Source organism: Vagococcus coleopterorum (assembly GCF_011303955.1).
Classification (GTDB): Bacteria; Bacillota; Bacilli; order Lactobacillales; family Vagococcaceae; genus Vagococcus_D; species Vagococcus_D coleopterorum.
In genome coordinates this window covers 1,056,804-1,069,393 of record NZ_CP049886.1, presented here as the reverse complement: position 1 = coordinate 1,069,393, position 12,590 = coordinate 1,056,804, and the positions used below count along the sequence as shown (strand labels likewise).

Below are 12,590 nucleotides of genomic sequence, written 5' to 3'. Positions count from 1 at the left end.
AAATATAAACGAATGATTTAGGAGGAGAAACTATATGACTAAGATTAATATTGCCCGTGCTAATGGTGAAGATTTAGGGATTCCCTTACAGTACCTAAACCGTCACGGATTTATCACTGGTGCCACTGGTACTGGTAAAACAGTAACTTTAAAAGTAATTTCAGAGCAACTAAGCAAACAAGGTATTCCGGTGTTCTTAGCTGACATCAAAGGTGACTTAGCTAGTTTAGCTCAACCCGCTACTGCTGGAAGTCAAACCGAACGCTGTGCCAACTTAGGGATTACTGATTATACGGAACGTTCATTCCCAGTTCGTCTGTGGGATGTCTTCGGCGTGAATGGTCACCCTGTTCGTGCCACAATTGCTGAGATGGGACCATTATTATTAGCTCGTTTATTTGAATTAACGGATACCCAAACCGATGTCTTGCAAGTTTTATTCAAAATCGCTGATGATAAAGGTTACTTGTTAATTGACTTAAAAGATCTACAAGCCTTAATCTCTGAAGTTACCAACCACATGGATGACTATGTTGGTCCTTATGGTCACATGACAAAACAAACATTAGGTGCAATTCAACGTCACCTTTTAACAATCCAAGAACAAGGTGGCGATTTATTCTTCGGTGAGCCTGCTATCAAATTAACAGATTTCATTCGTCAAGATGAAAAAGGCCAAGGTGTTTTAAACGTTCTAATGGCTCAAAAATTATTTGAGAATCCCCTATTATATGCCACAATGTTAATCTGGTTACTTGCTCAATTATTTGAAGAACTACCAGAAGTTGGCGACCAAGACAAACCTAAGATGCTCTTCTTCTTCGATGAAGCTCACCTGCTTTTCAATGACATGCCAAAAGGTTTAGTCAATCAAGTTGAAAAAGTCGTGCGTTTAATTCGTTCAAAAGGTGTGGGTGTTTTCTTCGTGACACAAAATCCTATTGATTTACCGGAGAACATCTTAGCTCAATTAGGTAACAGAATCCAACACGCTCTACGTGCTTATACGCCAAAAGAACAAAAAGCAATTAAAGCGGCGGCTGAAAGTTACCGTGAAAATGAAAACTTTAAAGTTGCTGAAGTGATCACTGAATTAAAAGTTGGTGAAGCCTTAATTTCTTTCTTAGATGAAGAAGGAATTCCTAGCGTGGTTGAACGTGCTATGGTTCGTCCGCCAGAAAGCTTTATGGGAACTGTTGACCCAGCTTACATTCAACAACTCATCTCGACATCTCCATTCGATGCGCAATACCGCGAACCAGTCGACCGTGAATCAGCTTATGAACTGTTATCGGCTAAACTTGATGCTGAAAATGAAGAAAAAGCCAAAGCTGAACTTCAAAAACAATTAGAAAAAGAAGCGAAAGAAAAAGAAAAAGCGAAAAAACGTCAACCAAAAGGAACCGTTGAAAAAATTGCCGATTCCTTTACAAGTAACTTAATTAGAAGTATCGGCCGCGAAATGTCACGTAGTGTACTTGGCATTTTCAAACGTCGTTAAACAAAAGCCTACCCAACTGGTAGGCTTTTTCTTATTGGGAACCATTCTCAAAGAAAGCCTTTTCAATAGCGTTATTACAACCTCGATTGTACACTAAAGGTGCAATAAAGATAACTAAGGAGGAAGATATCATGGAATTAAAAGATTATGGTAAAGACCCAATTGTCTTTAATATTGAGGAAGCTACTTTAGAAAATCAACGTTACCGTACAACAATGTGGACTGGTGACCACTTTCAAGTAACGTTAATGTCTATCCCTGCTGGTGGCGGTGACATTGGTATGGAAAAACATGATCATGTCGATCAATTCTTACGTATGGAGGGCGGTTTCGGTCGTGTGGAAATGGGTAAAGAACTGAATAACATCACTGTTAAACAAGATGTTAAAGATGGTGACTGTATTATTATTCCAGCCGGAACATGGCATAATGTCACAAATATTGGTGATGAACCGATGAAAGTCTACTCAATCTATGGTCCCAAAAATCACCCATTCAATGCGCAAGCTGATACAAAAGAAGAAGCTGAAGAACAAGAACATCACGATCACTAATATAAAAGCAAAACACAAACTTACTATTTGTAAGTTTGTGTTTTTTGTTTTATACTAAGTTTATAAATCTAAAGGACGTGATGTTATGACTCATACACTAACAATTCAAACCGTGACATTAAATGTAAAAAACTTAGATAAAATGGCTAATTTTTATCAGCATGTTGTGGGGCTAGAGTTATTAGAACAAACTGAAACAACTGCTGCACTTGGCCTATCAAACTCAGCAACTCCACTATTGCTATTAAATACCGTTACCACCCCATTCACCTTTACAACCGGTCTTTATCATACTGCCTTTCTGTTGCCCGAACGACAAAATTTAGCACAAGTTATTCGACGCCTTGAACAACAAAGTTATCCACTTGATGGCGCAAGTGATCATGGTTACAGTGAAGCACTTTATCTACAAGATCCTGAAGGAAATGGTATTGAAATTTATTGGGATAAACCTAAAGAACTTTGGGATGTTCGTGAGAACGGTGAAATTATTGGGATAACCGAACCGATTGATTTCACAAGTATTATGGCCTTAAATGAGCAGGCAATAGATAAACTGCCTGAAGGAACAATTATTGGTCATGTCCACTTAGCTGTTGATGACCGTCAAAAAGAAAATGTCTTTTTCAAAAACATTTTAGGGTTCACCATTACATCAGAAATGTTTGACTCGGCTTCATTCTATGGTATTGATGGGTATCACCACCAGTTTGCGGGAAACATTTGGTACCGTTCAAGACAAGTTGAATACAACCCGACATTACCAGGACTGGCTAATATCCAATTAAAAGTTAATGATGATTACTTTAAACAATTGATTACACGACTAGATAATGCAACCTACCCTTACGAAAAAACAGATAATGATATCTTATTAAAAAATCCAACTGGGATTTCATTTAGCATCCATAAATAAAAAAGACTCTTCTATTGAAGAGTCTTTTTTATTATTTAGTTAAGTCTAAAACCATACGACCTTGAATATTTCCAGCTTCCATTTCGTCAAAAATTTCATTGATTTCTTCTAATTGACGCATTTGCACACGAGGAATAACTTTGCCCTCTTTAGCAAATTCGAATGCTTCTTTTAAATCTTCACGTGTTCCAACTAATGAACCAACAACGTGAATCCCATCTAACACAAGACGGGGAATACTTAAGTCCATTGATTCTGGTGGTAAACCAACCGCCACAACAGTTCCAGCTGCACGAACGGCATTGACTGCTGAATTGAAAGCTGACTTAGCAACCGCTGTTACAACAGCACCGTGAGCGCCACCATCAGTTAATTTAATAATTTCTTCTTCAACGTTAACTTCCATTGGGTTTAAGACAACATCCGCACCCATTTCTTTGGCAAATGCCAATTGTTTTTCATTGACATCGACTGCAATAACTTTCATGTTGAAAACATTTTTAGCATATTGTAAGGCTAAGTTTCCTAAACCACCCAAACCTGAAATCATTAACCATTGGCCTGGTTTTACATTTGAAACTTTAACTGCTTTATATGTTGTTACACCCGCACAAGTCACGCTACTTGCAGCTGCTGGGTCTAATCCTTCTGGAACTTTAACAGCGTAATCCGCTGTAACGATGCATTCTTCAGCCATTCCACCATCAACGGTATAACCAGCATTTTTTACTGAACGACATAATGTTTCGTTCCCATTAACACAGTACTCACAGTGTCCACACCCTTCAAAGAACCAGGCAACACTGACGCGATCGCCAACTTTTAAACTTGTCACTCCTTCTGCGATTTCTTTAACAACACCAATCCCTTCATGGCCTAAAACCACCCCAGTAACATCCCCAAAATCAGCATTTTTAACATGTAAGTCTGTATGACAAACGCCACAATATTCCATCGCTACTAATGCTTCACCATGCTCTATCGGACGTAGCTCTTTATCTTCAATTGATACTCTATGATCTTTCGTTACAACTGCTGCTTTCATTTTAATTCCCCCTTAAATTGAAAGGTTGTGAAATCATTCACTTCCTTATAAGTGAATTATATCACAAAGATTATTGTGCGCAATAATATAATGCAAATTATTCTTCTTTTTTTTAAATTCACGGTATAATACTTTTTTAACTAACTTTAAGGAGATTTTTTATGCGCTTTAAACACTTTTACGAATTAGCTGAAGTTTATACTCTACCCATTAACTTTTTAGTTTATTTGATGGGTTATGCCTTTGCTAAGTATCAATTTAACGGTCACCTGTCGATCGCTGTTGTCATTGGTTTAGTTGCCATCAGCCTATTCCATAGCTTAGTCAATACTCATAATAACTATATGGATTACCAAAATGCTTTAGGTGATCACTATAAAAATCAAACCAATGTTATTGGACGGGAAAATCTAAGTTTATCTCTGATTAAAAAAATCATGTGGGGATTAGCAATTGCTTACCTTGTCTTAGGAATTTATTTATTTTCTATTGGCTCATGGCCAATAGCTGTGATTGGATTCTTCGGAACAGTTATCGGATTGGCCTACTCGTCAGGTCCCAAACCAATTAACAGTACCTTCCTAGCAGAAAGTTTGACTGCTACATCTATGGGATTCTTAACCCCTCTAACAGCTATCTACTTAGCATCAATTGGAACAGCAGACTTCACCACTGGCCTATTTTTTAAAAGCTTAGCTGCCTGTTTACCTTTAATCTTAATTTCCTTCACACTACTTTTAGCTAATAATACCTGTGACCTTGAAGAAGATTTAGAAAATAATCGTTATACCTTAGTTTCTTATATTGGTAAAGAAAACGCAGTGACATTATTTAACCTAGTCACAGTTGCCTTACCAATCATCATCTTTATTCTTGCCATAACTAAAATCACACCGTATTTATCGTTAGTGACATTGTTAGTATTCCCACTAGTCTATAAAATGACTAAACCTTATAAAGCAGAACAAATAAAAAACAAGACCTTTCCAATTGCATTAAAGGCCTTGTCATTAGTTATTATGGTGTACAGCTTAAGTTTCTATATTGGAACATTTATTTAAAAAGAAAAACCACTCAAATGAGTGGTTTTTTATTATGCTTTTTTACGACGGTTAATAACTAAGTAAGCTGTTGTTGCAATAAGAATAACTAACGCTCCAGCTGCTTTCATTAAGTTATTACGAGCTTCCCCAGTTTGTGGTAATGCTCCAGCTTTTTCTTTTGATTCTTTTTTTGTTTCAGATTGCGTTGACACTTTTGATGATTCTGGTGTCTTTTCACCTTCGGGTTCCACTTCTGAATCTTTTGGTGTTTCACCAGGTTTTTCTGGGGTTGTCGGTTTTTCTGGATCTGTCGGTTTTTCTGGGGTTGTCGGTTTTTCTGGATCTGTCGGTTTTTCTTTTACAGTAACTTTTAGTTCTGCCATTTTCATTGAATCTTGGTTTGTTTCAGGTAACTTATATATAACTGTGTATGACCCAGGACAAGTCGTAGTAACATTATCTCCGCTAACTTCCACTTTCAATTTGACGTCTTCACCAAAATCATTTGTTGCTTGTTTTATATAATTTCCTGGGCTCCACTCTGAGCCAAATTCTAAATCAACAGAGTCTGCGGTCAATTCTAAACTTGATTTGTCTTCAATTTCAGGAATTGGTTCATATTCAAAATCAACATCTTCAACCTTATCTGTAAATGTGATTTCTCTAATTGACTCACCTTTCAGTCTATAACCTGCTGGTGCTTCGATTGATTTAACTGTAATTGTATTTCCAACTTGATCATAGTGAACTTTGGAGGCAACTTCATTTGGCAGCCCACGATAATTCACTTGAACTGCTGAATACGCAGGGATTTTAAATGATGCTTGATAACTAGTTTCACCCTCTGCGTCTGGACTATTAGTTCCTGCACCAAAAGTTCCAATTACATAGGATAAATTTTCGAATACAACTGCCAAGTCTAAACTACCTTGTACCGCAACTCTTTTTTCCAAATTAATTTGAAGGTTTTCTTTATCTGCTGTCCATGAAAAAATAACATCTTGATCATTTTCACTCTCAAGTTTATTCTCTCCTACAGGAAGCTCTATACGGCCACCTTCTTTAATATCATTATGAGGCGCGTCCTCAGATGAATAAGGTCTTGTTTTTTGATCTGCACTAATATCGTGAGTAACGAAATCTCCATCAAGAAATCTCCCCACTTTGAACCCGTTTTGTTTACTGCTAATCGGCTTATTAAATTCAGATGTAAAATCTTGTGTCACAACTTCAAAGGGTTTGGATTTCACCAGCTTATTAACAAGCGAATCCCAAGCACCAGTAAAGGCATCACTTTTAAAATATTCATCTAACTTAGTTTGTAAAACACTTGGATCTGCGGACATTCTTATCGTTGGACGACTAAAATCTCTTAGTTCTTCACTGTTTTGCAAATTATCTATATTATTAAGTGTTTCAGCCTTCATTTCAGAATTATTGAAATTACTTAAGTTTAATTCACTTGATTCAACTGCAATGGATTTACTGGATTGAATAGTAAATGCAATAGTTATTAATACTAGTAATTTATTAAATTGAATAGTCTTTTTCATCCTAATTACTCCCTATCCTTTTTTGATTTCCACATTTTAATCTCACCAGATTATTTTACTACTTATCATCTATCGTTCATTAACATCTTTTGCTTGTTTTTTATCCAATATTTAAAATATTGTACATTTAACCTCCCCTATATATTTTAATTAAACATATATCCGACTTAATAAGGTTAGTATGCGTTTACATTTGTATGATTATATGATTATAATATTTGTACTATCTTTGGGAGGAAAAAAATGTTTAGTTTATTTTTGAAAAAGAATGAAGTAAAAGAATTAACAGTTCTTGGTCAAATAATTAATACCAAATTAAGTGACAAAAAAGAACTATGCGATGAGCTTGATATCTCACGTAGCTCACTTGAACGTTATGTCGAAAATATAAACTCTATCTTCGACCAAGAAGAAAGCTTTCCAACATTTGACACGAAGGGATCATCTATAAAATACATTCCTGATTGCAACAATACTCCAATAAATATTCTCGCGGTTACATTACTTGCAGAATATTTATCAAATTCTTTAAACTATCAATTACTCATGACAGTTATATTAAAGAGAAGAGCTTCTTTAACTAGCCTATTAGATGAGTTGTCAGTTTCAGAAAGTTATTTGCTACAGCACATTTCAACTATCAATAAAATTTTCAAAAAAAATCATATTCAGTTACGTGTTGTTAATAAGCAGGTCTATTTAGATGGACGTTTACCTGATGTGATACTTTTTTCATATTTAGCAATTGATTCTCATAATAAAATTTTTCACTCAAAAACTTTTTCATCATCAAAGCATTCAGTAACTAATATAAAAAATATTAATCCTAATTTTTTAAATGGACTAAGCTTAATTCAATTACTACGGGCTGAATCATTACAAAAACAAGCTGTCCTTTTTCAAAATGACATTCAAGATTTCACATATAATGATTCGGATGTTATGGAGATACTCAAAGCATATACCGATCATAAAGAACTATTTTCAAAAGAGTTCTTTAAACATAAGAATAACGATATGGTCGCTTTAATGATCACACAATTAACAACGATTGTTTTCACCCCGTCTGATGTTGAACTAGCTCAACTAAGAATCTTTATGCAGAAAGTAGTTCCTAATAACCAACTTGTTAAGGAAGCTGCGGCGTTTACGGAAGAGCTGGTAGATAAAATTGATTTTATTCACAGTAAAGATTTAGATGTTTTCAAAGGTGGCATTCTCTTCCACATTATTTATCAACGCTGTTTCTCAACTGATTATCGTAAACTTTTCAAAAATGAAATTATTCTTGAGGATATGTATCCCTCTAACAGAAATAAGGCTTTTGATTTAGAAAAATTAATTCATACAAAAACCATTGATTTGAATCAATTTCCATTAATCAAAAATGATATTTTAAAAGATATTCCTTTTTTCCATGACTACTTAATGTATACTTTTAGCTACCATTCAAACGTTCCGTTAAAAATATTAGTCGATTTCGAAAGTGATATTCCTTTTGAATACGCTCTGAAACACCATATGAAGACAATTTTTTCAGATGACTATCTGCAACATGCTAAAGCATCAGAAAAAGCTGATATTATTGTTTCAGATAAACTCTATTACACTCATTCTGACGCTTATTTTATGCACTACCCTAAGCTAGATAATGAAGAATTGTTAGCCAGACTTTTTTCAAAAATTGGCGAACTTTATATCAGAAAAAATTATCAATAAAAAAACCACTTCTCTTGAAGTGGTTTTTATTTTGTAATAATATCAGCAATTATTTCTGGTAACTCATGGTAATCAGTTGCCATGTAAAATTCTTTGTTGTGGCGACTATGTTCTAATTCCTTATCATATTTATTGATCCAGACTGGTGTGATATCGGCATTCCATGAGCCAATCAAATCATTACCATAAGAATCCCCTATATAATATGTTTCTTCGCGACTAAGGTCGTGACTATCAATATAATAATCAAATAACTCCCGTTCTGGTTTTGCCCATTGCGTATCTTGGGAAATTAGCATTTTTTCTTCATCTAAATAATTTGTTAAATTAAGTTGTTTTATTTTATCGCGTTGCTGTTTTGAGTAACCGTTAGAAATAACCCCCACAAAATGACCATCTGCTTGTAACTTTTCTATCAATTCAATCATTGTAGGTTCTGGACATAGCTTAGTTTGCTCTTCTTTATATAAACAATCCATCCGGTTTGTTTCTTCCACTGTAAACTCGAATCCGTGATCTAAGAATGCCAAACGTAATCTTAAACTATCATAGTAAAAACGTTTTGTCGGATCAGCAATTATCTTTTCAAAATTTTGTTCTGCATAATGACGACTTTTTATAAATATAGCTTTGAGGGTTTGACTATTGATTGTTGGAACTTCCTCTGACAATCTCTTCTCATCAGAAAACCGTTCGTACATTTTTTTAAAAACCTGACACTGATCATACAATGTATCATCTAAATCAAAAATAAATGCGGATTTCAACACACGACACTCCTCTAATCAATTTGATAATTCTATTCTACTACTTCAAACTGTTATTTTCATTGAAATGAAAATATTTTCAGAATGTTTTTTAGGTATAAACGACTGATATATTAAGGTTTTAATTACTTAATCACCTTAGCTCATTTCAGTTTTTTTTACTTATTTTCAAATGATGGTCAGACTAACCATTTACGAATTATGGTTCTTTTTACTTATAATTTATTTTTTAATTGGTTAAATTGATATTATTTTTTTAAAGATTAGAAAATTATGAGAAGGTCTTTCAGATACGTTTGTTATACTGTTTTTAATATCAAACAGAAAGAAGGAATTTTTATGCATCATTTTTTTAAAAACCTCCCCATCCCAATGGGAGGATTAGCACTTGCATTGTTGTCGATTGGGAATCTTTTTAGACAGTACGACTTAATGCTCTTATCACATCTTGCCGGAACCTTTGGATTTATTTTACTTGTATTATTACTTCTAAAAGTTCTATTAACACCGAAAGAAACACTCGAGCAATTAAAACAGCCGATGCTTGCGGCCGTTGCACCGACTATTACAATGGCAACAATGGTTGGTACAACCTATTTGAATCGCTTCGAATCTCTACACGTACTAGCTCTGATTATTTGGTATCTTTCACTGACCCTTCAAGTTTTGCTAATGCTTTACTTTACCTATGTTTTTCTTGTTAAGCGTAAATGGTCGTGGCATAATTTTTATCCAAGTTGGTTTATTTTATATATTGGAATTGGTATTATTCCAATTACTGGTCAAGCATTCAGTCATTTAATTGGTGAAATCAGTTTGCTAATATCACTCATTTTATATATCATTTTCTTACCAATGGTTTTATACCGCGTCCTTGTATTTAAACAGTTCGATAAAAGTGCAACTCCTTTAATTGCTATTACTTGTGCACCTAGTTCGCTTATCTTAACTGGTTATCTAGCTGCCCACGATTCACCCAACAAGCTATTATTAGTTTTATGGTTAATTTTAGCCCAAGGCCTATATTTCTTAGTCCTTTACTTATTACCTAAGATTATACCAACAGATTTTTATCCAAGTTGGTCAGGGTTAACCTTCCCATTTGTGATTTGTGCTACTGGCTTAAAAGCCTCTGCACCCCATTTCAATGGCTTAACAAAAACACTACTGTCAGCATTAGCTTATGCTGAATTAATTATTGCAGCAGTTATGGTTGCTTTGGTTCTTATTAAGTACCTCAACTTTTTAGCTAATTTAATCCAAACAAAAAAACATGCCTAAGGCATGTTTTTTATATTAACTTTTTTAAAAATTCTGCACGACCGTAAAAATCTTGATCTAAAAGTTCTGGGAAAATATATTCAAAGAAATAGACTACGCTTGGTCGATGACTGTACTCTTTAATGGTTGCCACTGATTCAAAGAACATTTCTTGATAAACAGGTTCTGGATTACTTTTAACAATCTCTTCAAATGATTCATAAAGTAAATCAACTTTATCAGCAATTGCCAGGACTTCCCCTTCAACGGTGTCATCTTTTCCTTCAAATAAACGACGACGATAGATTTCTTGAAATTCAGCCGGAATCTCTTGCGCAATAAACTTCTCAGTCATCCCCTCTTCAACTGTTTGTAACATGCCCCGTAATTCTTTACTGGCATATTTTACAGGCGTTTTAATGTCTCCAATAAATCGTTCCGTATAATCGTGGTTCAATGATTTTTCATATAGTGATTTCCAATCAATCTCAACACCGGCTAATTCTTCAATATCTCCTAAGACTTGAGAAATTGACGCTACTCGATAAGAGTGTGCAGCCACCGTATGTTCCGTGTATTTGAAGAACCCTGGTGCTCTCGTAATTGTCTCCAAATTGTTCAACCCTAAAATAAACTCGTTTAATCCCATTAACATCGCCTCCTAGGTATTTTTACTATCATATCTATTTCCTAAGGTGATGTCAAAGAATATACTAAGAGTATTGATTTTTGACTTACCAACCAGAATATAGTTTACTTATCATTAATGAAACTTAGAAAAGAGAGACTATTATGACCGTTGAACTACGTCCTATGACAGAAAAAGATTTCCCTAAAATTGAATCAATTATCAAAAGCTCTTGGCGTTACGAAGATTTTTGTAGCCCAAAAGTAGCTAATAAATTGGCTAAATCATTTTTAGCTGGCTGTTTAACTGACTACACTGATTCACAGGTTGCCATTGTCAATAACAAGCTTGTAGCTGTTATTTTTTTGAAAAATAACGCTATTCACCGTACACCTTTTAAGTACCGCTTAAAACAGCTTAAAACGATGATTTCAATGATGTTAAACAAAGAAGCTCGTAATGTTGCTAGCGTCTTTAGCTACGTTGAGGTTATTGATAAAAAGTTATTAAAAGAAGCTGGTCATGACTATGCTGGTGAACTTTCTTTATTTGCTGTTGATGAAACTTGTCAAGGACAAGGCGTTGGTAAAAAACTATTTCAATATGCTATGACAACCTTTCAAGAACAACAAGTTGATAACTTTTACTTGTATACCGATACGACTTGTAACTATGGTTTTTATGATTACCACGGCATGACTAAACGTGCTGAGATGGTTCACCACTTTACACAACTTGCCGGTGTAGAACCAACTACCTTCTTCTTATATGATTATGACTTTAAACAAAAAGACGCTGACTAATCAGCGTCTTTTTTATTTAGGAATCTCGCACCCATTTTCATCACACATCATGCCCTCTTTAACGGCTACTTCTTGAAAGGGACTTTTGGGTGTTAGTTCACCCCATGCCGTTTCAATAGCACCTTTAAATGTTTCGACAGGTTGGGCGCCTTTAATAGCGTATTTATCATTCACAACAATGTATGGCACACTAGTAATTCCGTATTGATGGGCAGTCGTTTCATCAGCTCTAACCTCAGATAAAAATCTTGATTCATCTGCTAACACATCACGAACATCCGCCTCTAACAAGCCCACTTCAGTTGCTAAGTTGACTAAAGTTTCAGTATCACTCACCAAAGCTCCTTCTTCAAAATAAGCTTTAAATAAACGATTAGACATTGCTAGTTCTTTACCTTGGCTCTTAGCAAACTTTATTAAACGATGTGCTGCTAAAGTGTTAGTTGGTTTTAATTCAGCAAAATTAAAGTCTAAACCAACTTCTTTCGCCTGCTCAATAATATTCTGATTCATGCCACGTGCTTGCTCAATACTCACACCATACTTTTCTGATAATGCTTCTTCAATACTTTTTCCTGTATAAAAACTAGCGTTGGGATCTAGTTCAAAACTTTTAAACGATAATTCTAATTCATCTTTATATGGTAATTCATCCATTGCTGCAAACAAACGACGTTCACCAATATAACAAAACGGACACACCACATCTGACCAAATTTCAATCTTCATAGTAACACACTCCTCTTAAATTCTTCTTGATTACATTCTAACTTAAAGTAAGTAAATCACCTATTAAAGTGC

The 12,590-nt window shown here is 34.7% G+C and carries 12 protein-coding genes; 7 read left to right on the top strand and 5 right to left on the bottom strand.

Going from position 1 to position 12,590, the window contains the following annotated elements; all coding sequences use genetic code 11:
• Positions 1 to 34: 34 nt before the first annotated feature.
• From G7081_RS05315 to G7081_RS05305, 3 genes are all read left to right on the top strand, one after another.
• On the top strand, positions 35 to 1,501 hold the full coding sequence (locus G7081_RS05315) for a helicase HerA-like domain-containing protein (RefSeq protein ID WP_166007920.1): 1,467 nt from the start codon (positions 35 to 37) through the stop codon (positions 1,499 to 1,501).
• 131 nt (positions 1,502 to 1,632) lie between these two features.
• Positions 1,633 to 2,055, top strand: coding sequence for a cupin domain-containing protein (locus tag G7081_RS05310; protein WP_166007919.1), 423 nt, complete (start codon positions 1,633 to 1,635; stop codon positions 2,053 to 2,055).
• An 85-nt stretch (positions 2,056 to 2,140) separates the two neighbouring features.
• Positions 2,141 to 2,971, top strand: coding sequence for a VOC family protein (locus tag G7081_RS05305; protein ID WP_166007918.1), 831 nt, complete (start codon positions 2,141 to 2,143; stop codon positions 2,969 to 2,971).
• A 31-nt stretch (positions 2,972 to 3,002) separates the two neighbouring features.
• Here G7081_RS05305 and adhP read toward each other — a convergent pair whose 3' ends face one another.
• On the bottom strand, positions 3,003 to 4,016 hold the full coding sequence (adhP, locus tag G7081_RS05300) for an alcohol dehydrogenase AdhP (RefSeq protein ID WP_166007917.1): 1,014 nt from the start codon (positions 4,014 to 4,016) through the stop codon (positions 3,003 to 3,005).
• A 161-nt stretch (positions 4,017 to 4,177) separates the two neighbouring features.
• On the opposite strand from adhP, the gene G7081_RS05295 reads away from it, so the two are divergent.
• On the top strand, positions 4,178 to 5,077 hold the full coding sequence (locus G7081_RS05295) for a prenyltransferase (RefSeq protein WP_166007916.1): 900 nt from the start codon (positions 4,178 to 4,180) through the stop codon (positions 5,075 to 5,077).
• Between the two features lie 32 nt (positions 5,078 to 5,109).
• Here G7081_RS05295 and G7081_RS05290 read toward each other — a convergent pair whose 3' ends face one another.
• Entirely contained in the window at positions 5,110 to 6,612 is a 1,503-nt protein-coding gene (locus G7081_RS05290; protein ID WP_166007915.1) for an LPXTG cell wall anchor domain-containing protein, read from the bottom strand.
• A 243-nt stretch (positions 6,613 to 6,855) separates the two neighbouring features.
• Here G7081_RS05290 and G7081_RS05285 point away from each other — a divergent pair, with 243 nt between their 5' ends.
• A complete protein-coding gene (locus G7081_RS05285; RefSeq protein ID WP_166007914.1) occupies positions 6,856 to 8,331 on the top strand; it encodes a helix-turn-helix domain-containing protein in 1,476 nt (491 codons plus the stop codon).
• Between the two features lie 26 nt (positions 8,332 to 8,357).
• Here the strand turns inward: G7081_RS05285 and G7081_RS05280 are convergent, their stop codons facing one another.
• On the bottom strand, positions 8,358 to 9,101 hold the full coding sequence (locus tag G7081_RS05280; RefSeq protein ID WP_166007913.1) for an HAD family hydrolase: 744 nt from the start codon (positions 9,099 to 9,101) through the stop codon (positions 8,358 to 8,360).
• A gap of 336 nt (positions 9,102 to 9,437) precedes the next feature.
• Here G7081_RS05280 and G7081_RS05275 point away from each other — a divergent pair, with 336 nt between their 5' ends.
• Positions 9,438 to 10,379, top strand: a complete 942-nt coding sequence (locus G7081_RS05275) for a TDT family transporter (protein ID WP_238786625.1) — start codon at positions 9,438 to 9,440, stop codon at positions 10,377 to 10,379.
• 10 nt (positions 10,380 to 10,389) lie between these two features.
• Here the strand turns inward: G7081_RS05275 and G7081_RS05270 are convergent, their stop codons facing one another.
• On the bottom strand, positions 10,390 to 11,007 hold the full coding sequence (locus G7081_RS05270; RefSeq protein WP_166007911.1) for a YfbR-like 5'-deoxynucleotidase: 618 nt from the start codon (positions 11,005 to 11,007) through the stop codon (positions 10,390 to 10,392).
• A 143-nt stretch (positions 11,008 to 11,150) separates the two neighbouring features.
• Between G7081_RS05270 and G7081_RS05265 the strand changes: the two genes are divergently transcribed.
• Positions 11,151 to 11,789: a GNAT family N-acetyltransferase gene (locus G7081_RS05265; protein WP_166007910.1), complete on the top strand. Its 639-nt coding sequence runs from the start codon at positions 11,151 to 11,153 to the stop codon at positions 11,787 to 11,789.
• A 12-nt stretch (positions 11,790 to 11,801) separates the two neighbouring features.
• Here the strand turns inward: G7081_RS05265 and G7081_RS05260 are convergent, their stop codons facing one another.
• Complete coding sequence (locus G7081_RS05260; protein WP_166007909.1) at positions 11,802 to 12,518, bottom strand: DsbA family oxidoreductase; 717 nt, start codon at positions 12,516 to 12,518, stop codon at positions 11,802 to 11,804.
• Between the last annotated feature and the right edge of the window lie 72 nt (positions 12,519 to 12,590).